At 40.4% G+C, this 26,331-nt stretch carries 23 protein-coding genes and 3 tRNA genes; 16 read left to right on the forward strand and 10 right to left on the reverse strand.

Translation table 11 applies throughout. The annotated features are described in order from the left end of the window. Window position 1 precedes the first annotated feature (1 nt). The 7 genes from L870_RS0109095 to L870_RS20055 form a co-directional block, all read right to left on the reverse strand. Window positions 2-1,747 carry an asparagine synthase-related protein gene (locus L870_RS0109095; protein ID WP_028517895.1) on the reverse strand — a complete coding sequence of 582 codons (1,746 nt, stop codon included), beginning with the start codon at window positions 1,745-1,747 and terminating at the stop codon, window positions 2-4. Between the two features lie 119 nt (window positions 1,748-1,866). After that, a complete protein-coding gene (locus L870_RS20030) occupies window positions 1,867-1,992 on the reverse strand; it encodes a putative RiPP precursor (RefSeq protein ID WP_155250169.1) in 126 nt (41 codons plus the stop codon). Window positions 1,993-2,117: 125 nt separating this feature from the next. After that, window positions 2,118-2,240, reverse strand: coding sequence for a putative RiPP precursor (locus tag L870_RS20035; protein WP_155250170.1), 123 nt, complete (start codon window positions 2,238-2,240; stop codon window positions 2,118-2,120). 96 nt (window positions 2,241-2,336) lie between these two features. After that, on the reverse strand, window positions 2,337-2,465 hold the full coding sequence (locus L870_RS20040; protein WP_155250171.1) for a putative RiPP precursor: 129 nt from the start codon (window positions 2,463-2,465) through the stop codon (window positions 2,337-2,339). Between the two features lie 232 nt (window positions 2,466-2,697). Next, window positions 2,698-2,826, reverse strand: a complete 129-nt coding sequence (locus tag L870_RS20045) for a putative RiPP precursor (RefSeq protein WP_155250172.1) — start codon at window positions 2,824-2,826, stop codon at window positions 2,698-2,700. 97 nt (window positions 2,827-2,923) lie between these two features. After that, entirely contained in the window at window positions 2,924-3,052 is a 129-nt protein-coding gene (locus L870_RS20050; RefSeq protein ID WP_155250173.1) for a putative RiPP precursor, read from the reverse strand. Window positions 3,053-3,371: 319 nt separating this feature from the next. Further along, window positions 3,372-3,494 carry a putative RiPP precursor gene (locus L870_RS20055; protein ID WP_155250174.1) on the reverse strand — a complete coding sequence of 41 codons (123 nt, stop codon included), beginning with the start codon at window positions 3,492-3,494 and terminating at the stop codon, window positions 3,372-3,374. A gap of 500 nt (window positions 3,495-3,994) precedes the next feature. Here L870_RS20055 and L870_RS0109135 point away from each other — a divergent pair, with 500 nt between their 5' ends. From L870_RS0109135 to L870_RS0109180, 10 genes are all read left to right on the forward strand, one after another. Beyond that, window positions 3,995-4,660 carry a response regulator transcription factor gene (locus tag L870_RS0109135; protein WP_037271688.1) on the forward strand — a complete coding sequence of 222 codons (666 nt, stop codon included), beginning with the start codon at window positions 3,995-3,997 and terminating at the stop codon, window positions 4,658-4,660. A gap of 107 nt (window positions 4,661-4,767) precedes the next feature. Continuing rightward, entirely contained in the window at window positions 4,768-5,721 is a 954-nt protein-coding gene (locus tag L870_RS0109140) for a histidine kinase (RefSeq protein WP_155250175.1), read from the forward strand. A 202-nt stretch (window positions 5,722-5,923) separates the two neighbouring features. Next, window positions 5,924-7,432 (forward strand): carboxylesterase/lipase family protein, encoded by a 1,509-nt coding sequence (locus L870_RS0109145; protein WP_028517898.1) that lies wholly within the window; start codon window positions 5,924-5,926, stop codon window positions 7,430-7,432. Window positions 7,433-7,444: 12 nt separating this feature from the next. Further along, window positions 7,445-8,845 (forward strand): family 43 glycosylhydrolase, encoded by a 1,401-nt coding sequence (locus L870_RS0109150; RefSeq protein WP_028517899.1) that lies wholly within the window; start codon window positions 7,445-7,447, stop codon window positions 8,843-8,845. Between the two features lie 313 nt (window positions 8,846-9,158). Then, window positions 9,159-10,475 (forward strand): ABC transporter substrate-binding protein, encoded by a 1,317-nt coding sequence (locus L870_RS0109155; protein WP_028517900.1) that lies wholly within the window; start codon window positions 9,159-9,161, stop codon window positions 10,473-10,475. A gap of 99 nt (window positions 10,476-10,574) precedes the next feature. Continuing rightward, a complete protein-coding gene (locus tag L870_RS0109160) occupies window positions 10,575-11,462 on the forward strand; it encodes a carbohydrate ABC transporter permease (protein WP_028517901.1) in 888 nt (295 codons plus the stop codon). A 14-nt stretch (window positions 11,463-11,476) separates the two neighbouring features. Then, window positions 11,477-12,352 (forward strand): carbohydrate ABC transporter permease, encoded by an 876-nt coding sequence (locus L870_RS0109165; protein WP_051411482.1) that lies wholly within the window; start codon window positions 11,477-11,479, stop codon window positions 12,350-12,352. Window positions 12,353-12,562: 210 nt separating this feature from the next. Then, window positions 12,563-14,035: an arabinosylfuranosidase ArfA gene (arfA, locus tag L870_RS0109170; RefSeq protein WP_037271690.1), complete on the forward strand. Its 1,473-nt coding sequence runs from the start codon at window positions 12,563-12,565 to the stop codon at window positions 14,033-14,035. A gap of 319 nt (window positions 14,036-14,354) precedes the next feature. Continuing rightward, window positions 14,355-15,815: an NPXTG-anchored protein gene (locus tag L870_RS0109175; RefSeq protein WP_028517904.1), complete on the forward strand. Its 1,461-nt coding sequence runs from the start codon at window positions 14,355-14,357 to the stop codon at window positions 15,813-15,815. An 88-nt stretch (window positions 15,816-15,903) separates the two neighbouring features. Further along, the gene (locus tag L870_RS0109180) at window positions 15,904-17,232 is read left to right on the forward strand and encodes an FMN-binding protein (RefSeq protein ID WP_028517905.1); all 1,329 of its coding nucleotides are present in this window, start codon (window positions 15,904-15,906) and stop codon (window positions 17,230-17,232) included. A gap of 137 nt (window positions 17,233-17,369) precedes the next feature. Here L870_RS0109180 and L870_RS0109185 read toward each other — a convergent pair. The 3 genes from L870_RS0109185 to L870_RS0109195 all read right to left on the reverse strand — a co-directional run bounded on the left by L870_RS0109185 (window position 17,370) and on the right by L870_RS0109195 (window position 17,694). Continuing rightward, a tRNA-His gene (locus L870_RS0109185) sits at window positions 17,370-17,445 on the reverse strand. A 63-nt stretch (window positions 17,446-17,508) separates the two neighbouring features. After that, window positions 17,509-17,585 (reverse strand) — tRNA-Arg (locus L870_RS0109190). A 35-nt stretch (window positions 17,586-17,620) separates the two neighbouring features. Next, window positions 17,621-17,694 (reverse strand) — tRNA-Gly (locus L870_RS0109195). 759 nt (window positions 17,695-18,453) lie between these two features. Between L870_RS0109195 and L870_RS0109205 the strand changes: the two genes are divergently transcribed. The 6 genes from L870_RS0109205 (at window position 18,454) to L870_RS17190 (ending at window position 26,235) form a co-directional block, all read left to right on the forward strand. Then, entirely contained in the window at window positions 18,454-19,341 is an 888-nt protein-coding gene (locus L870_RS0109205) for a carbohydrate ABC transporter permease (protein WP_028517906.1), read from the forward strand. After that, on the forward strand, window positions 19,341-20,252 hold the full coding sequence (locus L870_RS0109210) for a carbohydrate ABC transporter permease (protein WP_051411483.1): 912 nt from the start codon (window positions 19,341-19,343) through the stop codon (window positions 20,250-20,252). The genes L870_RS0109205 and L870_RS0109210 overlap by 1 nt, the downstream gene beginning before the upstream one ends. An 80-nt stretch (window positions 20,253-20,332) precedes the next feature. Next, window positions 20,333-22,063, forward strand: a complete 1,731-nt coding sequence (locus L870_RS0109215) for an HlyD family efflux transporter periplasmic adaptor subunit (protein WP_028517908.1) — start codon at window positions 20,333-20,335, stop codon at window positions 22,061-22,063. A gap of 13 nt (window positions 22,064-22,076) precedes the next feature. After that, complete coding sequence (locus L870_RS0109220; protein WP_028517909.1) at window positions 22,077-23,207, forward strand: ABC transporter permease; 1,131 nt, start codon at window positions 22,077-22,079, stop codon at window positions 23,205-23,207. Between the two features lie 61 nt (window positions 23,208-23,268). Further along, window positions 23,269-25,665, forward strand: a complete 2,397-nt coding sequence (locus L870_RS0109225; RefSeq protein WP_028517910.1) for an ABC transporter substrate-binding protein — start codon at window positions 23,269-23,271, stop codon at window positions 25,663-25,665. 174 nt (window positions 25,666-25,839) lie between these two features. Next, complete coding sequence (locus tag L870_RS17190; protein WP_051411484.1) at window positions 25,840-26,235, forward strand: DUF2752 domain-containing protein; 396 nt, start codon at window positions 25,840-25,842, stop codon at window positions 26,233-26,235. Window positions 26,236-26,331 lie beyond the last annotated feature (96 nt).

The following is a 26,331-nucleotide window of genomic DNA, read 5'->3' on the forward strand; positions in this document are numbered from 1 at the left end:
ATTAAACACCTATTTCTATATATTTATTTACTTGTCTCAGCCATCTTTCAATATTGCATACACGCATAAAGAAATCAACACGTTCGAAATTTGATGATGGCATAGAAAGCTCTCGGTCAAGAGATTCGTGGTTTATTACGTCAAGTTTTGAAAGAAAGAATTCTTTTGTTTTGCCCATCCATTTGGCTGCAGCAGCGCGGTAATCATTGTAAAAAGCAGATGAATAATCACCTTTTACGCCGCGGGTGAATACTTCAAGCGGAACTATACCTTTAAGCGCTTCATAGAGCATAGGTTTTGTTTTCTGAGGATCGGTACAGTATCTTGATGGAAGGGTCAGTGCGGTTTTTATGACTTTTGCATCAAGAAACGGAGCATACCAACCTATTTCATCACCTGCAACATGGACTATCTGTGAAAATATTTCTTTCTGGAATAGAATAGACTGTATTCTCTGGTAATGAGACCTGTCATCAGATAATTCATAGAACTGATTGGAAAATAATGAATTGATCTTGCTGTGGGCAGATTCTTTTGCTGAATCCGTCAGCCATGAAGGGAATATCACATCTTCAGACCATGATAATTGACGTTTGTTTTTCTTTTTGCTGCCAAAGCCATTGTCTATTGATTGTTTTACTTCGTCCTTGAGTGAGGTTTTATTTGTAAGATCCTTGATACATTTCAGGAATGATCTTCTTGAAAGAATACAATACTTAAAAATCAGCGGTATACTCCTTACAACGCCTTCTTCTCTTATGATCGACCACGGTACAGAAGGGATGTATGTAAAGAGTTCATCGCCTCCGATTCCTATCATATGCAGATGTTTGTCCTTTTCGGGCAGCTTGCACAGCATTTCTTTTACGTATCCTTCGGTATCGCCCCATAGAAGCGGAGAATCAGGAACATTGCTTCCAATGTATTCTTTATCTACTGAAAAACGTGAACTGTTCTTATCGATCGAAGGCAGTTTGTTAAGCTCAATGCGAAGATCATCAGCGATATATTGTGCCCATTTTGTATCACTGTTTGCTGATTCATCTGATTCAGCATGGAATATCATAGGCTGTCCTGATATCTTGTTTACGACATAAGCAATGCTTGCCGAATCCACACCGCCTGATACGTCACAGGACACAGAGTCGAATTGACTATTCTGATTGTATATGTTTGATATTATAGTATCACGCAGATCCTTTGTGACCTTATCAATGTCATGATCAACTTTAAAAGCATTAGTCATTTCGCACTCAGTAATATTGCCTGAGCTTATCTTTAAAATGCGGAAAGGATTTATTTTTGATATCTCATCCCAGAAAGACATATTGCTGAAAGGCTCAAATGGCAGTCCTGTTACAAGATAAGCCGAAATAGAAGATTTAGAAACCTTAAACTGCTTTTTGTATGCTATATCAAAAGCAGAGTCACTTATTAATATCTCACTTTCAGTCTTGCAGTATGATAGAGAAGTATCAAGAAAAGGCCCGAAAATGATCCAATCACTGTCTACCTCAAGAGCAAATACGCCTGTAAGGAATCTGTCCTGAAGATCGGTTATTAGTGATTCTTTTTCGAGCTTTATCATTTTTTCTATATTATTTTCAATTTCTTTATCGTACTTTTCGGGATAATATAGTTTTTTGTTTCCGAGATCACGGAAAGTATAGCTGTCTTTATTAAGGATCATCAGCTTTTTATTGCCCGAAGTGCCGAGAGTGAATTCTTTTATATTTTTTGATTCCAACGGTCAACCCTCTCCTTTTGTATTTTATAATTAAACAAATAAAATCATACATTAATACTATATGATTTTATTTGTTTAATAGTAAAATGCTGCAAATCTCAACTTGATTTTTAACAGCATTAATTCCATGCTAAATTAAAGTATGTTTTAGCACCGAAAATGTCACGAAATTTACCGTACCAAAGACCCATTGTGTTATCCTTGAATGAAGCGACCTTTTCAACGCTTGGCTTATTGTATGTCATTTTTTTACCTCTTTTTTTATATTAAGTGAAAACGCAGCATTTTCTACAACACTTGTTTCTGAAAATGCTGCAGATCTCAACTTATTTTTAAACAGCATTAACCGATCACGGTGTAGATGAATGCCTTACCATTCAACGTGAATGAATGCTCTACCACCGAAAATGTCAGTCCACTTACCGAACCAAACACCCATTGTGTTATCCTTGAAAGAAGCAACCTTCTCAAAGCTTGGCTTATTGTATGTCATTTTTTTCACCTCTTTTTTTATAAAATTGAAATAAAGCATTTTCTGCATCACCTGTTTCTGAAAATGCTGCAGATTTTAACTTCATTTTAAACATCATTAGAAACCGATTTCGATCTTGATGATTGCTCTACCACCGAAAATGTCATTCCATTTACCGAAACAAAGACCCATTGTGCTGTTCTTGAAAGAAGCAACCTTCTCAAAGCTTGGCTTATTGTATGTCATGATATGTATCCTCCCTTCCTAAATGTGATATAAATTACCAGAAACCTTTATATCATCGTATTTCTTATACATGAAGTGAAATTCACGTTTAAGATGCTTTTATTATAAATCCGAATTTTCAGAAATTTTTCAGAAAATATCATTTGTAATGCGATATTATTTAGCTATTAAACAAATAAAATCATACATTAATGCAATATGATTTTATTTGTTTAATAGTAAAAATGCTTGCTTACCATGCAGGACTAAGAGCAATGTATATCTTTCCGCCGAAGAGATCCTTAAAATTGCCGAACCAAAGGCCCATTGTTTTATTCTTGAAAGAAGCAACCTTCTCAAAGCTTGGCTTATTGTATGTCATTTTTTTCACCTCTTTTTTTATAAAATTGAAATGAAGCATTTTCTGCAACACTTGTTTCTGAAAATGCTGCAGATTTTAACTTCATTTTTAAACATCATTAGAAACCGATTTCGATCTTGATGATTGCTCTACCACCGAAAATGTCAGTCCACTTACCTGTCCAAAGACCCATTGTGCTGTTCTTGAAAGAAGCAACCTTCTCAAAGCTTGGCTTATTGTATGTCATGATATGTATCCTCCCTTCTTAAATGTGATATAAATTACCAGAAACCTTTATATCATCGTATTTCTTATACATGAGGTGAACCTCACGTTTAAGATGCTTTTATTATAAATCCGAATTTTCAGAAATTTTTCAGAAAATATCATTTGGGGTAAAGTTTATATAAAATGCACAAACAATTTATGAACAATTTATTAAACGTGCTTGACTGTTGAAAGATCGACAAAAGTAATGGTTAAAATAATAATAATAATAATGTAATGAAGCATTTTCTGCAGCATTGTTTCCGGAAATGCTGCAGAATCCGACTTCATTTTAAGTATTATAAATCCCAAATAAAAATACCCTTAGAACCGAAAACGTCTAATTTCTTACCAAATAAAATACCCAGTGTATCTTTCTTGAAAGAAGCAATTTGTTCAAATTTTGGCTTGCTGTATGTCATAGCATGTATCCTCCTTTCTTTAATGTGATATAAATTACCGGAAACACTTTATATCACTGAATTTCTTATACATGAAGCGAACTTCAGGCTTAAGATGTCTATATTGTAAATAAGAATTATCAGAAAAAAATCAAAAAAATGACCTTTTAGAGCAAATTTGGCTAAAATGCACAAACGTTTTTCAGGCATTTTGATGGAAATGAGCGATTAATAGAATAATTTGTACAAGTATTGATTAAAACTAAAAATAATGATATAATAATACACATAGTTAAAAGCTTTTTTATTTATAAATAATGAAGCTGTGCCACTTGATATTTTTCATTGCAATAGCCTTATGTATGAGGTTATTGAATGTGCACTAATTAACTTTTTACATATTTCTAAAAATTTATACACACATCTACTCACACATATACTATTTTTATGATCTGCTTCTGATAATTCAACAAAAGTTGGGGGCTTTTTTCAGATCGGATCATTATTGGGGAAAAATTGACATGTACAAAATTCTTATAATAGATGACGATCCGGCTATAATACGTTTAATAAAAAATTCTTTGTCAAATGAATCATATGAGTTGCATACACGCAATTCTGTAGAAGATATCAATTTATGTGATTTTATGGGGTTTGATCTCATACTGCTTGATATGGTAATGCCAAACAGCGGTATTGATATCTGCAAAATGATACGCAATGAAATAAAGATACCGATAATTTTTATTTCAGCTAAAAGCTGTGAAGATAATATTATCGACTGTATTACTTCTGGCGGCGATGATTTTATCGCTAAGCCCTTCAGTGTAAAAGAACTGAAAGCAAGAGTAAAAATGCATCTTCGCAGGGAAGAAAGATATAGCAAGAAAAAGACGAGCCTTCGTGTCAATGACAGGTTTATAGAGCTCTCTGATCTTAAGGTCGTAATAAATGACAGTTCTTTTTTCCTTACTAAAAAAGAATATAATATAATCAAGCTTCTTTCCGATAACTCAAACCGCGTTTTTTCCTCGGAAGAAATATATGACTGCGTTTACCCTTTGAGTACCGATACTCAGATACGTTCGATTTCTGAGTACATCTATCAGATAAGAAAGAAATTCAAACCGTTTGGTCTGGATCCTATCTTTACTGTATGGGGGGGCGGTTATTGTTGGAAAAAATAAGCTTGAAGTGTTTGATCGTCAAAACCTTTAAACGCATTATTTTTCAATGCATTACATTTTTTTTCGCACTTCCCGTTGGGATATATATTTTATTGGCGTTCTTTTATATGGTCCATATCAGTTTTCCGTTATTAAGTTTTTGCAATAGCAATTTCTGGATAATCGTGCTCAGCGGCTGGATCATCATAATTTCTTTAAATTCTTTTTTGCTTATTGAGCGTATTTATTCAGATATAAATGGTTTGCTGAAAAAAAGCTATAACCGTTTGAATGTAAATCCTGACGATCGCTGTGCTTTTCTTATATCGGAAATAGACGAGATAAATAACTGTTTCTTTAAGTATAAAGAGAAGCTGTATAATAAATTCAGTGACGAACTGAATCAGAAAAATGAGTTTCTGTTTCTGACTTCTATTTCTTCACATGATCTTAATTCGCTTAATACAATAACTCAGGGTAATATTGAATTGCTTGCAGGCTCGGATCTTGATGCCCAACAGACAGAATTTCTCGAAGATATTAAAGCGGCGTCTGATGATTCACAGCAATTCATTGAGAACCTTATACAATACCTTAACACATTTTGTCTTGAAAGGTATAATATGTCTCTGTGTTCCGTATATGAGCTGTTATCTTATATCAAGCAGGATAATGATATAATAACAGATGATCCTGCTGATATAAATAAAAACGCTCTTGCGGTATATGATAAGGAGCTCAGGATATATGCCGCCGAAACTTTAAGGGCATTTCAGGTCGCTATAGGCTGCCTTGAGAGATATACCAATAATTCGGAAAGCTGCCTGAAGGTCGATATGTGTACTGAAAGAGATATGTGCATTTTCTCAATTAATAATATGGGAAAGCCTTTTACTCAAAAAGTTCTTGCTCAGTATGATATTACTTCTTCCAGAAGATGTATATGTGATAATGCAAACGAAAGCAGATTTATCATACAGCTGATGTATGTGAAAAAAATTCTGGAAATGGAAAAAGGGTCAATGAGACTTGTTAATATCCACGATCATCCGATGATCGAACTTTGCCTTCCGATAATGTGATATTCAATTAAAGAAAAATGGACTGCTGCGGCAGTCCTTTTTGTTTATGCCAAAGATGAGGCAAAGTATATTTGAAAAGCTGTAAATAAATATAGCAAAAAGCGGTCAGATAATTACTTGTTATGTCTTGCAATTTATATTGTTTGATGTTAAAATGTTTTCAGAATAATATAAATCATTTCATGATAAAGGAGTTGATATCATGTTAAGGATAGCAAATACCGAAAACGGACAGGTGCGAGGTCTGCCCGCAGCCGACCCAAGAATAACCTCATTCAAGGGCATACCCTTTGCCGCTCCGCCTGTGGGGGAGAATCGCTGGCGCGCTCCACAGCCTGCCGAAAACTGGGAAGGCGTGCGCGACTGTTTTGAGTTCGCACCCATATCCGTTCAGGACACACCGGGGTTAGGCGACGATATATACTGTCGTGAATGGCACGTTGATCCTGATATACCTATGGGCGAGGACTGTCTCTATCTCAATGTATGGACTAATGCAAAGTCCGCCAATGAGCGCAAGCCCGTACTTGTATGGTTCTTTGGCGGCGCTTTTCAGTGGGGCTATACCGCCGAGATGGAATTTGACGGTGAACGTCTCGCAAGGAGAGATATAGTAGTAGTTACTGTGAATTACCGACTCGGTGCACTTGGATTTCTCTGTCACCCTCAGCTAACTAAGGAACAGCCTGATGCACCTTGTAATTTCGGCTGTCTCGACCAACAGGCAGGTCTAAGGTGGGTTCGGCGCAATATAGCCAACTTCGGCGGTGATCCCGATAATATAACCATAGCAGGACAGTCCGCAGGGGGCGGCAGCGTAATGGCGCAGATGGCTTGTATGGACAACGAAGGCGATTTCAAAAAGGTTGTTGTAATGAGCGGAATGTTCGGCTCACCATATACGGTAAATGATTTCTTCCTGCCGCAGAGCGTTGAACAGGCAGAGAAAAAGGGGGAAAGGCTCTTTGAGTATCTGGGAGTTAAGACGCTTGAAGAGGCAAGAAAGCTTGATGCCGACTATATTCGCAGCAAGTATTCCGAACTTCGCAATAATGGTGAGATGTTCTTCACCATAGTGCAGGACGGACATTTCTGCACACAGGATCCAATGGCAGCTTTCAGAAACGGTACACGTATCCGCGTACCTGTTATGGCCGGAAATACAGGCGATGAGTTTATTGAGTACATTCATGCGGCAGATGAAGACGAGTTGTCAGAGAAGGCTGAGGAGTATTTCGGCGGCAGGGCTGAGGAGTTTTTTTCATTTCCCGAAGCGAGAGTCAGGAATGATTCAGGTTATTCGCCGATCTCATCGCCTGAGCTTGGGGTAAAGAAGGCTTTCCTCGGTGATAATGGGCAGAATGCCCCTGAGAACTGCTATTACTATCGTTTTATTTCAGATATACCAGGTGAAGATGCTCCCGGAACGTTCCATTCAGTTGATCTATGGTTCTTTTTCGAGACTCTGGCAAAATGCAGCAGACCTTATGAGGGCAGACATTATGATCTTGCGAGACAGATGTGTGATTACTGGGCTAACTTCATAAAAACAGGCGATCCTAACGGCTTTGATATCAACGGCAATAAGCTTCACGAATGGAAGCCTTATACTGATAATGAACGCAATGAGATGCTTTTTACAAGTGACGGCGCAAAAGCATCGACCGAGCAGAGCGGTTTTGTTAGGTTTCTGCTTGACACAATGAAATAAGGAGGTTTATTTATGAGTAAGAAACAGGCATTCAATCCTTATCTCCCAAGCTGGGAGTATATACCCGACGGTGAGCCCTATGTGTTCGGCGACCGTGTATACGTTTACGGTTCTCATGATTTCTGGAATGGCTATGTGTTCTGCATGGGGGATTATGTGTGCTGGTCTGCACCGATCGACGATCTTGGAAACTGGCGTTATGAGGGAGTTATCTATCCAAGGAACGCCGACCCCATGAACAAGGACGGCCATATGTGCCTTTATGCTCCTGATGTTACAGTTGGTCCTGACGGAAGATACTACCTCTACTATGTACTTGACAAGGTAGGCGTTATGTCCGTTGCAGTTTGTGATGAGCCAGCAGGCAAGTATGAGTTTTACGGCTATATCCACTATCCTGACGGTACACGCCTCGGCGAGAGAGAAGGGGACGAGCCGCAGTTCGACCCGGGTGTTATCACCGAGGGTGATAAGACTTATATGTACAGCGGATTTTGTCCTGAGGGTGACAAGTCCAGAACAGGCGCAAGAGTCGTTACGCTTGATAAGGATATGCTGACTGTTATCACTGAACCTCAGACAATAGTGCCGGGTATATGTTACAGCGAAGGTACTCAGTATGAAGGACACGCCTTTTTTGAGGCTTCGTCCATACGCAAGGTGAACGGTAAATATTACTTCATATATTCTTCTGAGGTCATGCATGAGCTGTGTTATGCTGTCAGCGATGAACCGCTGGGCGGCTTCAGATACGGCGGAGTGCTGGTCAGCAACACCGACCTGCATATAGATACCTACAAGCCTGCGGATATGCCTGCAAGCCGCGGAGCCAACAACCACGGCAGTATTATCGAAATAAACGGCGAGTGGTATATCTTCTATCACAGACATACCAACGGCACATGGTTCTCAAGGCAGGGCTGTGCAGAAAAGCTGACTCTCAATGCAGACGGCAGCTTCGATCAGGCTGAGATAACTTCCTGCGGTCTCAACGGCGGTCCTTTGGAGGGCAGGGGCGAATATCCTGCTTATATCGCCTGCAATATCTTCGGCAGGAACCCCGAGCTCTATATCGGAGACCTCAATGCCCCACGCATAGTGCAGGACGGCAAAGACGGTGATGAGGAGATAGGATATATCTCAAATATCAAAGAAGGGACTAATATAGGCTTCAAATACTTCGACTGCAAGGGTATCACTAAGGTGAGCATTACTACCAGAGGCTATTGCGGCGGTACTTTTGCTGTTAAGACTGCTTGGGACGGTGAAGAACTTGGAGAGATAGAAGTGGAGAACAGCAACGTATGGAAGAAATCCACTGCTGATATCAGGATACCCGACGGCGTGAATGCTATATGGTTCACCTTCAAGGGCACAGGTAATCCCAGTTTCGGTTCGTTCACAATGGTGTGATATTGCATAAATGAAGGTATGATTATGGTGAAGATTTATTAAAAAATAGGGTAAATTTTATTAAAAAAGCGTTACAAAGCGGTTAAATTTTGGGCTTTTCTAACCATTTTTTGCGAAAAATATATGAATTTTTTTGCCTGTTTATCTTTTTTTGCCTTTATTACAGATATTTATTGACAAGTTGTATATAATATGGTAAAATTAACAAAGACACCGAAGAGGTGCAACATCAAATTCGGTACAACCGTAAAACTTGCCGAACGACAATTATGTAGGTATGTTTCGTGCGGCGATTAACCAGGAGGTAATAGTAATGAAAAAAAGAAGAATCTTAGCAACAATTATGACAGCAGCAATGTTCGCTACTACTCTTGTAGGCTGCGGCAGTGACAACAACAGCAGTTCCGGTGGTTCAAGCAGTTCAGGCAATGGCGGCGGTGACTCCGGAAAGGTTCAGGAGATCACATGGATGTTCTGGGACGACCTTAATGCTACCGAGGATCTTATCTCTCTTGGCTATAAGGAGACTATTGAGAGATTCAATAATGATTTCAAGGGCAAGTATCATGTAACTCCTATTACAACAAACCTTGAAGAATATTACAACAAGCTCAATGCTCTTGTTGCAGCAGGCGATACACCTGACGTATTCATCGTAAGCCCTGGTCCGCAGCTCACAGACTATGTTGAGCCGGGCGTTGCAGCTCCGCTTGATGATTATCTCAACAAGGACGGCTGGAAGGATACATTCACAAGTGATGCTGTATTCACACAGCAGACATACGATGGCAAGATATATGCTGTTCCGCTTAACACAGCAGCTGCTTGCTGCTTCTACAATACAGAGATGTTTGAGAAGGCAGGCGCTAAGGTACCTACCAACTGGGACGAAATGATGGAAGCATGCGAGAAGCTCAAGGCTGCAAATTATACTCCTGTAACTATCTCCGCAGGTACTGCATGGTGCCTCTCAATGGTAGCAGGTTATCTCTGTGAGGCAGAGGGCGTAGACCTTTCAAAGCTTGCTGACGGTTCTGCTTCATGGGAAGACGGTAAGCTCGAGAGCGCTTGCAATAAGCTCCTTGATCTTTCAAAATACTTCCAGAGAACAGCAGCTGGTGATACAAACGATGTTGCTACAGCTAACTTCTACAACGAAGAGGCTGCTATCCTTATCCAGGGTTCATGGGCTATCGCACAGATAAACGGTTCTAACCCTGACTTTGAGTCAAAGTGCGGCGTATTCCAGTTCCCGGGCGTTGACAGAATCATCGCTAAGTCTGACTCACTCTGCATGAGCTCAACAACAAAGAATCCTGAGGGCGCAGCTGCTCTTATCAAGTACTTCACAGATGACACAGCTCAGAAGTACACAGCTGAAAAAGGCGGTAAGATCCCTGTAACAAAGGTTCAGTACGATGTATCTGCAGCTCCTAAGCAGCTCGGTTATGTTATGGACGTATTCGGCAGCGCAAAGGGTACATTCGGCTTCTACAACGAGTCAATGCCTACTACTGAGACAGGTGCTCACTTCGATGACACAATGGTTTCTGTATTCCTTGGTGACATGAAGCCTGCTGAGGCTGCAAAGGACATGGAGGAATTCTACAAGGCTAATTGCAGAAAGTAATCTCTTACTTATTTTGAAAAACTATAGGGGCGTACCCTACGCCCCTATATTATTTTAACATTTTCACTATATTGATCTTCTGAAAGGAGTGGTTACAGGATGGACAAATTGCTTAGGAACAAGAAGGCACTCGCTGTTTTCATGCTTCCTGCTTTCATTTTGTTCACATTGGTGCTTTTTATACCGATCGTTCAGTCGGTATATTATTCATTCTGTGATTATAAAGGCTTTACTGCCCCTGTTTTCATCGGAATTGATAATTACAAGGCGCTGCTTTCCGATAAAACATTCGGCATAGCTCTCAAAAACTCAATATTTTTCCTGATTTTCTCATGTGTGTCACAGCTTATCGTTGGTCTTTTCTTCGCAGCACTGCTGACAAACATCAAGGTAGGACGAAATGCATTCAAGAACATAATATATCTCCCATGCGTACTTTCATCTGCTGCCCTCGGTCTTATGTGGATGTTCATATTCAGCCCTAAGCTCGGTATCAACCAGCTTCTTGAAAAATGGGGCGTTGAGGAACCGCCTCTCTGGCTTATGGATACAAAGGGACATATTATCCTTCCTATGTGGATAATCGCTTTTGTTGCTCTCTGGCAGTATGTAGGTCAGTCGATGATGCTTTATATGGCTCAGATATCAGGTATAAGCAAGTCACTTATGGAGGCAAGCTATATCGACGGCTGTACAAAAGCAAAGACATTCAGATACATAACACTTCCGCTGATAAAGCCGATGATAGCTACAGCTATGTCACTCAATGCCATAGGCTCACTGAAGTTCTTCGACCTTATCTATAATATGACAAAGGGCGGACCGAACCACAGTACAGAGGTTCTTGCAACTCACCTCTATGAGCAGGGCTTCAAGTATTTCAAATACGGCTATGCAAGTGCAATAGGCGTAGTACTGCTTGTACTCTGTCTGATAGTAACACTGTTTATCAATAAGGTCGTAAAGACCGAGCAGTACGAGATGTAAGGAGGTCGGGTCAAATGAGTACAAAATCTTTAGTAGCCGAACTGACTCCTGCATCTAAGAATAAGAAAAAGATCACGCCTATACAGGTATTGATATATGTCTTTCTTATTCTTATATCTATAACATACATCTTCCCCCTACTCTGGGTGTTCAATGTATCCTTCAAAACCAATAAGGAGATATTTACCGCTCCTTTTGCTCTTCCAAAGGACGTAACATTTGATAACTATTCCTTTGCGTGGACAGCAGGACGTCTTGGCGTAGCAACACTTAACTCGTTCATCGTTTGTGTTGCTGCTCTGGTATTAAGTATGATCATTGGTTCTATGGCAGCATTCGGAATTGCACGTATGCGCTGGAAGGGTGCAAAGCTTGCCATGACATATTTCCTTACAGGTATGATGATACCCGTACACTGTGTGCTTATCCCTCTTTTCACAAGATTTGCAAATCTGAATCTTTCAAACACACTTACGGGAATTATACTTCCTTACCTTACCTTCTCACTTCCGATAACTATATTCATTATGACAGGCTTCTTCAAGGGACTTCCTAATGAGCTTATCGAGTGTGCTTGTATGGAGGGTGCGAATATCTTCCAGATATTCTTCAAAATATGCCTGCCGCTTGGCAGAACAGGCCTTTTCGTAACAGGTCTTATGACTTTCATCGGCAACTGGAACGAGCTTCTTGTAGCAATGGTATTCATTTCTGATGAGTCCAAAAAGACGCTGCCTGTAGCACTTTCAAAGTTCGTCGGACCTCATGCAACAAACTATTCGCAGATGTTTGCGGCTATTGTAATCGCTATCATACCTACTATAGTAGTTTACTGCGCATTCTCAAATAAGATCGTAGACGGTCTTACAGCAGGTGCTGTAAAGGGTTGATACTGGTATATGCATAGGATGGTTCTCTGATAAAGAGAGACGAAAGCAGGATATACTGAAAGAGACATTATTTTAAATTATTGCATTTATGGGAATATTAAAAGCATATTGTTACATTTTTAGCATTGATTTATATATGCAGGATAGATCATTAAAAACGGACGGCTTATGCGATTAATGATTACATAAATATGATCCGGAGTGTAAGCTATGAAAGCAAAAATAACTATAAATACCTCGAATATTATCGGTGATATCGACCCGAGGATATACGGCTCTTTTATAGAGCATCTTGGTCGTGCGGTATACGGCGGTATCTATGAGCCGTCACATGAAAGCGCTGACGATATGGGCTTCCGTAAGGACGTAATGGAGCTTGTAAAGACGCTGAACGTACCTGTTGTGCGTTATCCCGGCGGAAACTTCGTTTCCAACTACAACTGGGAGGACGGAATCGGAGACAGAGCAAAGCGTCCGCGAAAGCTGGAGCTTGCCTGGAACAGCATCGAGACCAATGAAATTGGCGTTGACGAGTTTCAGGAATGGGTAAAACGTGCGGGCTCTGAATTGATGATGGCTGTAAATCTCGGTACGCGAGGTGCGGAGGATGCACGAAATCTCGTTGAATACTGCAACCTTGAAACTGATACATATTATGCAGATCTTCGCCGCAAAAACGGCTTTGAAAAGCCCTTCGGCGTAAAGCTGTGGTGTCTTGGAAACGAGATGGACGGCGACTGGCAGATAGGTCACAAAACCGCACAGGAATATGCACGTCTTGCTTGTGAGACCGCAAAGCTTATGAAGCTGACTGATCCTACCATAGAGCTTGTAGCCTGCGGCAGTTCAGGTCCGCTTATGCCCACATTCGGCGAATGGGAACGTACTGTACTGCGCGAGTGCTACGATCATGTGGATTACGTTTCTATGCATAGTTACTATGGCAATCCAGATAATGACACCGCAGATTTTCTTGCGTCGTCAATGGATATGGAGCAGTTTATCATAGATACTGCAAAGATTTGCGATGAGATAAAAGAGGAAAAAAAGTCCGATAAGGATATTATGCTTTCCTTTGACGAGTGGAACATCTGGTTCCACAGCAATGAGCAGGACAAGAAAATAGAACACTGGCAGGTCGCTCCGCCGCTTTTAGAGGATATCTATAACGTTGAGGACGCACTTGTTGTAGGCTGTCTGCTTATCACGCTGCTGAGGCATTGTGACAGGGTCAAGATCGCTTGTCTTGCACAGCTTGTCAATGTAATTGCACCTATTATGACTGAGACAGGCGGAAGAACATGGGTTCAGACAATTTATTATCCGTTTCTTTACAGTTCAGTCAACGGAAGAGGAAAGGCACTGCGTACTGTTTGCGAATGCGGTACTTATAACACGAAAAATCACAGCAATGTGCCATTTATCGAGAGTATCACAGTAGACAACGGCAGCGGTATCACTCTGTTTGCAGTTAATCGTTCGTCTGATGAGAGCTGTGAGCTTGAACTCAGCGGATTTGAGGCTTACAGACTCGTATCCCATACAGTTCTGACAAACGATGATATGAAACTCTGCAACAGTGTAAATGAGCCTGATGCGGTCGCTCCTGTACAGCAGGAAATAAGCGGTGATATCATTCTTGCACCACGCTCATGGAATATGCTGAAATTTACTTTGAAATAATGAAAAATACCTGCCTGTAGTAATACAGGCAGATTTTTTTGTGCGTCATTAATATCTTTCTAATGTACCCTTTAGTAGTTATTATCTAAAGTATATGTCAAAAAAGAGAGCGATAAAAAAGAGTCTCCACGAGTGCGGGGATTTTTCATATTCGGCAGACTGTTTGCAGTTTTTTACTAAAAATCGATATATTTCAATTATTTATGTTATTAAAAAAACATATTGACACGATTTACTGTATGCTGTAAAATATTAAATGTATGTTTATTATGTTATAACACTATTAATCATTAATTTTACAACAAAAGGAGCAATTCACATGAAAAAGATCTTTTCAATCATTAGTGCAGCAGTCTGTACAGCAGCGCTTACATCAGCGTTTACATCAGTTCAGTTTTCGGTTTCGGCTGCTGATGGAGAGAAAGTATACGGTACAATGAATATCCCATATGCTGATTTTTACAAGGCAGAGATCGACGACGCATATGAAGTTGACGCAGTCTCATCAGCTACCACAAAGGGCAAGTGGGGAATGAACGGCAAGGGCGAGATAGTTGAAGGTACATACAATAATGGAAACGGTACTATTCTCGGTGTAAACTTCCCTGTAGAAGCATCAGCAGACGATGTTGACGCACTCAAGGAAAAGTACGGATTTACCGTACTTGACAGCAAGCCTACAGCATACAAGGAAGTATCACTTTCAGGCGATACTCTCAGCGTATCAAAGCTTGTTGACACAGACGGCGAGCAGACTGTTGACGGTTCTGCAACTGTTTCCACAAACAGCTATTACGGTGACTATCAGATCAAGGTAACAGGATATCCCGAGAATACAGTTCTTTACGGTGTTATAGTAAATACAAAGGAAGATGACCACTATGCTATGCGTCATCTTGAAAATATCTGGAGAAACGGTTCATATGCATGGTCAGCAGGTATCAAGACTGTTGAATATCACGGAAATCACGTAAGCTATGAGGATTATGAAAGCTCAAAGGGTAAGACCGTAACTTCCGTAACATTCATCACACTTGACGGATATACTACTGTAAATGTAGGTGAGCAGTATCTTCCTATCAGATTTGCAGGCGAAGTAAAGGCAGACGACGCTTCCGCAGGTACAGGCAGAACAGCTCTTTCGATCACAGGCTTCCCTGAGGATTACAAGAAGGTGATCACTGCTGATGAAGGACTTAACGTTACAGAAACAGAGATCAGTTACACAGACGCAAAGCCGGGTAAGTACAATGTAAATGTTGAAGATGAGAATGGCAAGTACGCACCAATGACAGCACAGTTCATACTTTCAACTGACGATGTACCTGTTAAGTTTGCTGACGGCAAGCTCACAACAGCAGACGGCTTTACAGATGATGACAAGGCAAACTTCCTTAAAAATCTTGCAACTGTTGATATAAATGATACTTCTTACAAGGCAACAGGCAGCAAAGCTATAAAGCTTTTCAAGGAAGACGGTTCTATTGATTTTGACGTAACTGTAAGTGATGCAAAGGTATTTGAAAACAACGGTACTTATAATATCACTCTTAACTCAACGGGCTATAATGCACCATACAGCTTTGAGGTAAAGAACGATGTTCAGAATACAACTGCAACCACTACAGCAAAGACAACAAAGACAACTACAAAAACTGCCAAGACTACAACATCTGCTTCAAACAGTCCTAAGACAGGTGTAAACGGAATGGCTTTTCCTGTAGCAGTTCTTACTTTAGCAGGTGCTACAGCATTTGTACTCAGAAAGAAAAACGATTGAAGTATTGATTCGTGACAGATATTTTTAATGCAGATGACCCCTGGAGCTTTTTGGCACAGGGGTCAAGTGCTGAAAGGTCGTAATATATATGTTATTTATTATATCACTTGTTATCGCGCTTTTTATAGCGTTTTGTCTTGACAAGCCATTAAAAAAATTCCCTGCTGCATTTTATGTTACAGCAGCTGTTCTCACGGTTGCTTCTGTAGCTGTTACACAGTCTGATATCACCATCTCAAGCAGATTTGTAAGAGACTATGTTATCGGTATTTTTTCCCGCGGAGCACTTGGAGCAGCGTTCTGGGCAGTTGTAATGTGGACAGGTGCTCTTCCGAACGGCTCTGCTCCAATAAAGAAGCTCATGCCTGTACGCGGTGAGCTTTCAATAACCGCTGCTGTTCTTACACTGGCACATATCATTACATTCGGTATGCAGTATATACGCAACCTTATAGACGGAAGAACAGGTAGCGGAGACGCTTACAGAGACTTTGTCATTACATGTATTTTATCCCTTTCAATGACATTGATAATGCTGCCGCTGACAATTATGTCATTCAAGGCTGTAAGAAAAAAGATGAACGCAAAAACATGGAAAAGGATACAGCGTCTTGCTTATCTTTTCTATGCGATGATATATATTCATATCATGGTTCTGTTCGTTCCGAAAGCTCAGAAGGGCAGAGAGGGATATTTCCTCAGTGTTCTTGTATACAGCTCAGTATTCATAGGTTATGCTGTAATGAGACTCAGAAAAGCATACCTTTCAAAGAATGAAAAAACATCAAAGCTTGTTCCGAATTCAGTTTGTGCCTGTGCATTTGTTATCCCGTTATGCTTCAGCGGAATATTATCACGAAATACTAACACTCAAACTAAGGTTTTAAGTGCATCTCCTAAAGCTGCTGTTGAAGTTTCTGAAAATGAGACAACACAGGCTTCAACTACCGCGGTTACAACAACTGACGGAACGAAAACTACAACAACAGTGAAGTCAGGTACAACAGTTACAACTTCCGACGATAAAAAAGAAAAAACTACCGAAGCAGTAACTGACGCAGTAAAGGAAGAAGCTACAGAAGCTGAAAATACTGACGAGCAGCCTGATAACAATGAACAGGAAGAAGCTCAGGAGCAGAATTACAGATTCAAGAACGGTACCTTTGAGGGCACAGGCGAAGGATATTCAGGAAAGGTGCACGTTTCGATAACTATTGAAAATGATACGATAACTGCCTTTTCAGCTAATGCAGACGATGATGATCCTGATTTCTTTGATGACGCAAAGAGCAAGGTGATACCTCAGATAAAGAGCAGTCTCAGTGCAGACGGAATAGATGCATGCTCGGGCGCAACATACAGTTCAAAGGGTATTATCGAAGCTGCAAAAAATGCTCTTGAACAGGCTATAAACTGAAATAAAGACAACATATCATTACCGATAATAAATAATGTACAGAGTCCCCGCAGATGCGGGGACATTTATATTAGAAAAAATCTTAGAAAAACAACGAAAAAAGCACTTCCGATTTCTCAGAAGTGCCTATTTCATGAGGGTGGGAGATGGGATTCGAACCCACGGTCTTCGGGACCACAATCCGACGCTTTAACCAGCTAAGCTACACCCACCATATTCAATAAATAAAAACGAAGCTCTCCATTAAATGGAGTCAAGTAACGGAGAGTTTCGGAATGGCGCGCCTTGCTGGATTCGAACCAGCGGCTTACTGCTTAGAAGGCAGTTACTCTATCCAGCTGAGTTAAAGGCGCACAGAAAAGATTAGCAGCCATAGCTGCTAAATAAATGGAGCGGGTGATGGGAATCGAACCCACGTGTTCAGCTTGGAAGGCTGACATTCTACCATTGAACTACACCCGCACGGCGTTTCAACAGAAAATATTCTATCACATTCTAAGCTGAATGTCAATAGCATAATTGAAAAAAAGTCATATTGACTAATTTTTTTGTCCGGCACAGTGATTCAGGAGACAAAATGCTGATTAAATGCTGTGAAGTAAAAAAATATGTCACAAAACGGCAAAAAATTGCGTCTTATATTATAGAGAAATTTAAATTGACAGAAAAGTGACGAATTTGTAATTTAAAAGTCACGTTAATGTCATGCAGAGGTTGTATAATAGCATCATACTTTGAAAAACAGAAATGAAGTATTAGAATATGATACAAAAATTATTTACATAAGCTGCAATGTCTTGAAAAAGATTAAGATTTCATTAAGAAAATAAAAAATTAGTGATATTAACTTGACAAACCTTTGTCAATGTTATATTATAAATAACTGAGAGATATTGTTTCGGTTTTGATGACTGCTTAAATTTTTTTATATCTGTGCATAAAAAATACTGCTTCAGTTGTTTTATAATGTGCAGTAGCAGATATTCGTGCAGACATAAGGGCTGAAAATGCGGAGTATGATAATAGGGAGCATACTTGGGGTATTTTTCATGAAATGGAGGGGGTAATGTGCGGTCAGGTGCAGGCTTGATCGAGTTAAAATAAAATAATATATCTTTCTGTCGTCTTTTTGGGGCATTTAATACACTAATATATACAGACCCGATAAGAAGAGGGGAAGATGTTTTCAGGACAAAAGATTTTTTGTGAGGTTGTATTCAAATGAAAAAAAATCCAAAAGATCAGTGCGGAAGAAGAGGCGAGCGCATTTTCAGCAATGTCTGTATAATGCCGAGCTTTCTGGGCGTAATGATGTTCTTTCTTGTTCCGTTCTGCATAGTAATATACTATTCTCTAATCAACAACCCTGTACTGAAAGAGTTTGTGGGGCTTGAAAATTATACAAAGCTCTTCAGTAATGCGGCGTTTACAAAGGCAGTAAAGAATACAGCGTTCTTCTCACTTGTTTCGGTGCCGCTTTCGGTAATACTTTCTCTTGGACTTGCGATGCTTCTTGAGAGAAATATACCGGGAAAAAGTATATTCAGAACATTTTTCCTGAGTCCGCTCATGGTTCCGACTGCATCGGTAGTTCTTGTGTGGCAGGTGCTTTTCCATAATCACGGAACCATAAATCAGATAATAGAGTCCTGCGGCGGACACGGAGTTGACTGGATAAAATCTCCATACGGACAGATAATTATAATATGTATGTTCCTTTGGAAAAATCTGGGATATAACATGATACTGTTCATGTCGGCACTTTGCGCCATACCCCGTGATATAATCGAGGTAGCCGACCTTGAGGGCGCAAGCGGCTTTTACAAATTCGTACATATCAAGCTCAGGTACCTTTCGCCTACGATACTTTTCGTGCTTATACTTTCGATGATAAACTCATTCAAGATATTCAGAGAGGTATACCTGCTTACAGGCAATTATCCGCAGGATAAGCTTTATATGCTCCAGCACTTTATGAACAATACCTTCAACAGTCTGGATTATCAGAAGCTTTCGGCAGCGGCTGTACTCTTTGCGCTTGTTATGATAGTCATAATGGCTATACTCCTCATCGTTGAGAATATCTTCGGAAAGGATGTGGAGAACTGATGAGCTTCAAAGTACCTACACCGGGGATAAAGGCGCGCAGAAAGATATTTGATATCATAGTATTTGTATTTATTCTGCTTGTTGCGGTATTGTTCCTGTTCCCGACAATTCTCACCATAGCAAATTCGTTTATGACTTCAAACGAGATATCTGCCAATTACGGTGCGATGTTCTCGAATATGACTGAGAATAAAAAGACATTCATATCAAATAATGTCAATCTTAAGTTTATTCCCGACAAGGTCACCTTCGATCAGTATAAAGCAGTACTGATACAGAATTCGGATTATCTTCTTAAATTCTGGAATTCGGTAATGCTTACAGTACCGATAACGGTTTTTCAGATGCTCGTTGCAATACTTACGTCATATGGCTTTTCGAGATACCCGAACAAATTCAAGAGCATTATCTTTTTTGCATACATTATACTTATGATAATGCCTTATCAGGTAACTCTTGTACCTAATTTCCTCGTAGCGGATAAATTCAATATGCTCGACACGAGAAAGGCTATCATACTTCCTGCCATATTCTCGCCGTTCAGTATATTCCTGCTCACAAAGGTAATGAGGCGTATACCTGTTTCATATGTTGAGGCTGCAAAGCTTGACGGTGCAGGAGAGTTCAGGATACTCACCAAGATATATGTACCTCTTTGCAAAGGCGCAATAGCCTCTATAGCTATGCTGGTATTCATTGATTACTGGAACATGGTCGAACAGCCTCTTGTACTTATGAAGGAAAACACACTTCATCCGCTTTCGGTATTCCTGTCACAAATAAATACAGGAGATATAGGACTTGCCTTTGCTGTAGGAACAGTGTATATGATACCTACTGTGCTCATGTTCCTTTACGGAGAGGATTACCTCGTTGAGGGTATAACCTATTCGGGAGGTATCAAGGGCTGAGTTGATGAAAAGTTGAAAAAAATCCAATATCATATAAGAACAGTTGTCAGAGCTATTCTCTCAGAAGGAGTAATTAATATATGAATGAGACAAAAGAAGTTAAGGATATAAAGCTTGCGGGCGAAGAAAAAGAAAAAATGTCGCCTGAAAAAAGAAGAGATCTGATAAAGACGCTCATTATCATCTTCCTTGTGATAATGCTGCTGCTTACATTCTTCTCAAATACAATAATGAACAGAGCTCTCCCTGAGATAACAACAGAGACAGTTGCATCGGGAAAGCTTACCGAGCGTCTTGAAAAAAGAGGCACGGTAGAGGCTAATCAGGCTTACAATGTTACCGTTGAAGGCAACAGAGTAGTTGAGAAGATACATATTAAAAAGGGACAGGAAGTCAAAAAGGACGATGTTCTCTTTACTATAAATGCAGTATCCAATGAAAAGCTTGAAGCAGCAGAAGCTGATCTTGACAAGGCAAAGCTTGATTATGAAACAGCTCTTCTTCAAGATCCTGTGGATTATTCAGAGGAAAATCAGAAAATAAAAGAGGCTCGCGACGATCTCAATGCAGCCATTGCAAAGCGTGATGCAGCAAAGGTCAGAGAAGCAAATGCTTCTTATGCAAAATCGGAATACGTCTCAAACAAGGCTGAGCTTGCAAAGCTTACAGCACAGCAGTCAAAGCTTGATTCAGTTGTCAAGGCTTTACGCACGGATAGCTTTGATGAGGCGCCTTATGAATATCTGGGTGAGCTTCCGAATTTATTAAATGCTTTTCAGTTTGCCGACGCTGAGTACAAGAGTGCATCTGAGGCATATCAGACAGCTCTCGGAACTCCGGGTGCAGACGCTGAGCCTTTAAAGGAAGAGCGTGAAGCAAAGCAGGCTGCAAGAGAAGAGGCAGAAAAAGCTTACAATGAGGAAAAGGATAAAATACGTGAAGATGTGAATTCACAGCTTTCAGAGCTTGAAGATCCTATAAATGATCTTACCAACAAGGTAGCAGATTATGAAGCATCATCCGGCAAGGAAGGTTTGGAAAGCTATGATTCGCTCGCTGATGCAGTGCTTCAGAAGCAGAACACCCTTGAAGGGCTTATCATAACTCTCAACAAAACTAAGCAGAAGGCAACCATTACCGACAAAAAGAACACACTTGATCTTGAGTCGAAGAAAAAGGCTATTGACAAGCAGCAGGAAAAGGTTGACAAGTTGAAGAAGGAAGCCAAGACTACCGAAGTTAAGTCAAAGTATTCAGGTGTTGTAAGTTCAATAAATGTTCAGCCCGATGCAACGACTACAGATGGTGAACCGCTTGCAGTTATCGATCTTGTTGATGACGGCTTTACCGTAAAGGTATCAGTTGAGAATGAAAATATAAAGAAGATCAAGAAGGGGATGGAGGCTGAGGTCGTTAACCACTATGGCGGCGATGTTGAGGCTGTTCTTACAGAGATAAAGAACGATGCATCAAATCCGAAAATGAAGGAGCTTGTATTCTCAGTCACAGGAGATGTTGAAACCGGTGAAAGCCTTGATCTTGCAATACCTCTTGGCAGCGGAACATATGACGCTATAGTTCCGAGAGGCGCTGTTTACGATCTTGGCGACAGTCACGTCGTTTATACAGTCCGTTCAAAGAATACTCCTCTCGGCAACCGTTACTATGCTGAGAAGGTCAATGTAAACATAGAGGCACAGGATACTTCATCTTATGCAGTTTCAGGCGGAATTTCCAGAGGCGATTACATTATAACAGCGTCAAGCAAGCCTTTCGATCCGGGTGATCAGGTCCGTATGAAGGATAAATAAGGTGGTGGACCTTATGATACCAAAAATAAAGCTGAGACATAAGATCATAGCGGCAGTCAATGCAGTTGCTGTAGCAGGAGCAATAATACTCACCGCAGTGGGCAGCTCTGCTGCAAAGGCTCAGAGATACAATTACGCGTCAGAGCGCTGGAGAAACGGAAGCAAAAGCAATTACGGACAGGTAAGCTGTTATTTCAGCAAGGAAGCAGGCTTTACCACTAAGGGCGTAGAAGAGATTAACATAGACTTCTATAACCAGCTTGCAAAAGCTTCCATAACTCGTGAAGATAATCAGAAGCTTGTAGCTTTTGCTTACAGTACCCTTGTCGGCAGCGCTACCCTGAGCTGCGACAGATCAGGAATTTCAGAGACAGACATAACAGCTGTTGGAGGAGACTTCTTCCTGTTCAGACAGTTCAGACTGCGCAAAGGAGCTTTCTTCAAGGATGATGATCTTATGAAGAACGGTGCTGTTATTGACCGTCAGGTAGCGTGGAACCTTTACGGCTCTGACGATATAATAGGAAAGAATATATATGTAAATAACGTTAAGCTTTTTGTTATGGGAGTAATAGATCTTCCTGATACAAAAGCCGAAGAAAAATGCATAGGAAAGACTCCTAAAGCATATATAACCTATGATGCAGCCGAGCTCATATTCGGCGAAAACAGCGGTGAAGGCGGCAGTTCTAAACTTACCAGAGTCACCTGCTGTGAGTTCATATCGCCCGATCCCGTTGAAAATTTCACATATACGGTAGTTAAGAAACATTTTGAAAAAAAATATGACGGCGAGTTGAGCATAGTAAATAACAAAACCCGCTTTGAGCCCAAAACAAGGGTCAAGGCTCTGAAAAATATAGAAGATCTTGTTGTCGGAAAAGGAAGTGTTGTTTATCCCTACTGGGAGAACGCTTCGAGAATAACCGATATCAGGCTTTCATTTATCTATGGAGGGCGAAGGCTCCTCCTGCTTATCCCGATTATAACATTGGCTGTCCTGTTAATAAAGGCATTCAAGTTATATAATAGAAAAAAAGCCGGTCTGAAAAAAGCTTTTGCTGATTATGTTTCGGTAAAGTGGAGCAAACTGACAAGCAAAAAAGCAAAGACTGTATTACAGACCACAGAAAAAGAAAGCTGAAGCAAAAAAGCAGAGGCAAACAAAAGAAAGTATTTATAAAAATCTGAAATGAGGGAATATTATGGAAAAAAGTTTTTCAAAACGTATTACAGCATTGACCGCAGCACTTGCCGTAATAGCAGGTTCAGCAGCTTCCTGCGGTAAGAAGGAGGACAGCAGCAAGGGCGAGAAAAAAACAGCTCAGGAGCTTATGGCTGCTTCTTACCGCGCAGTAAGCATCGACACAGATGTTGAATTAAATGATGTCTCAGATATGAAAAAGCTTGATGACGGACGTATCTTTATCAGTGCAGCAAGCTATGGAAGCTCATCACCGTCATTCTATATTGCAGATTCTGCTATGACATCTTTCGATGAGATAAAGGTCGATCTTGGCATCAAGGAAGATGAAGAAGTCAATTTGAATTCTGTATATACACCTGACGGCGACATAATGGTAATGGCAACATTTTCTGATTACGGCGATCAGGAAAAGCCTGATTTTGAGGATCCTGATTTTGATTATCAGAGTTTCGATTTTGAAGAATTCTATAAAAATGTTAAGCAGACATACAAGATATATACTGTTGATCTTGACGGAAAGGTTACTTCCGAGAATGAGATCAAGGGCCTTGACAAATATGAAGATGACGAAAGCAGATTAAACATAGGTAATTTCTACCCATGCGGCGGCGGTAAAGCAATTCTTTCGGTTTACGGTACAAGCAGCGATCAGTATGTTGTAATAAACGCTGACGGTACTTTAGGCGATGAGGTCAAGGTCAATGATATGAACTGGATAAACAATATGTCTGCTATGGGTGACGGCACACTTGCTGTTATTGGATATGCAAGCGACGGTGAGGCAATAAAGTTCCTTGACATGGAAACATTAAGTGAAACAGGCGATTCATTAAAGCTTGATGATGTTGGAAACACAGGTATAAACAGCCTGTTCCCAGGCAATGATGATTATAAGTTCTTTGCATCAACAGGCAAGGGTATCGTTGGTATAGACAAGGACGGAAAGTCAACCGAGCTCATTAACTGGGTAGACTCTGATATGGGTGAAGGATATGTCAACTCATTCATACCTGTTGAGAACGGCGAGTTCATAATCTGGTACAGTGATTATTCAAATGAAAGCGAAAGCGGTCTTTACAGACTTACAAAGCGTGATGCTTCAGAGCTTGAAAATACAAAGATCATCACTATCGGTGTACTTTATGATGACTGGCAGATCAAGGGCAAGGTATCCTCATTCAATAAATCACATGACGGCGTAAGATTCAAGATCGAAGATTACAGCAAGTATGACGATTATGATAGTGATGCAGAGAAGTACAACAATACAGGTGAAGGACAGCTCAAGAAGGACATCGTTTCAGGAAAGGCTCCTGATATGATCGTTGCGAATAACCGCGGAATTATCGACAGCCTCTATAAGAAGGGACTCTTTGAGGACCTTTATAATATGCTGGATAAGGATCCCGATATCAGCAAGGAAGATATCATGCCTAACGTACTGGCTGCTTGTGAGGCTGGCGGAAAGCTCTATTCTATCACACCTTCATTCTATATAGAGACACTGGCTGCAAAGAAGTCAAACTGTGATAAGGAAAACTGGACAGTTGACGAGATGATAGACGCATACAATAATCTCCCTGATGGTATGAGATTTACTTCACTTGATTGTAAGGAATCAATGCTTATGATGGTTCTCTCAGCACTTGGAGACGTTATAGACTACGAAAAGGGCACCTGCAATTTCGATACTCCTGATTTCAGAAAGCTCATTGCTTTCATAGATCAGTTCCCTTCACAGGATGATGTTATTGACTGGGAGGACGAGACAGCAATGCAGGACTTCTTCGGCGGCAACAACATCAAGGAGAATAAAGTGCTTCTTCAGGATATGTATATAAACAACTTTACGGATTATACAGAACAACTCAAGGGCGAATTTGAAGGAGACATTTCATTTGTAGGTTTCCCTTCTTCAACCGGTAAGGGTAGTGTATTAGGATTTAGTCAGAGCTTTGCCATTCTTTCAAATTCCGAAAACAAGGACGAATGCTGGGAGCTTATAAAGAGCTGCTTTAACGATTCTGTTGATGAAGAAAACGGCGTAGCAATTTACGGTTTCCCTTCACTCAAGTCTGCATTTGATAAGATGGCTGAAAAGAGCTTGAAGAAGCCTACTTACAAGGACGAGAACGGCAAGGAAGTTGAGCAGGATCTCACTTATCACGGAGCGGACGGTAAGGAAGTAAAGATAGATCCTCTTACAGTTGAGGAAAAAGACTTTATCGTAGATTATATCAAGAACACAACACAGGTAAGCGAGTCTATTGATCCTGATGTAGGAATGATACTTGAAGAAGAGCTCATGGCTTACCTCAAGGGTGAGAAGAAAGCAGACGAGGTCATCGAGCTTTTACAGAGCCGTATATCACTTCTTGTAAGTGAGCAGAGCTGACAGAGCTTTGGCGGCACATAATAAATGATATACAGATATTTTCGTATATAAATACAACCTCCTTAATTTTTGGCTCTGCCTTTTTTGGCAGAGCCTTTTCCTTTTCTGAGTGTTGACAATAAAAAGCAGGAATGATATACTTGTCTTATCAATTAAGAATTACAAGGGTGAAATATGAGCAAACGTGTAAGGATAATGGCAGCGATTTTGTTTCCGTGTGCAGCTGCAATGATATATATATTCAGGGATTCAGTAACAGAAGCATCACATCTGCTGCCCGAATGTTCTATACATAAGCTTACGGGATTATGGTGTACGGGCTGCGGCAATACAAGAAGCGTTAATGCGCTTCTGCACGGTCAGCTGTGGCGTGCGGTAAGATACAATCCGACCATACCTTTTCTTGGGTTTATGGCTCTTCTGCTGTATGCTGAGACAGTCATAGGCATATGGAACGACAGGGTAAAGCTTTTTCCGCGGAAAAAGTGGCTATGGTGGACTGTATTGGGAATGTTTCTTGTTTTCTTTATTGTAAGGAATTTCTTTAATGTACTTGCACCGCCTCTTTAAGCTTCCTGAGAAGGGAGCTTTTTTGTTTGACTAATGAAAAACTTGAACTATTATGCCGCGATTGTTGCTATTTTAAAATTAATATGATATAAGCAG

Origin of the sequence: Ruminococcus flavefaciens ATCC 19208, assembly GCF_000518765.1 — a bacterium.
In the GTDB taxonomy this organism is placed as follows: Bacteria; Bacillota; Clostridia; order Oscillospirales; family Ruminococcaceae; genus Ruminococcus; species Ruminococcus flavefaciens.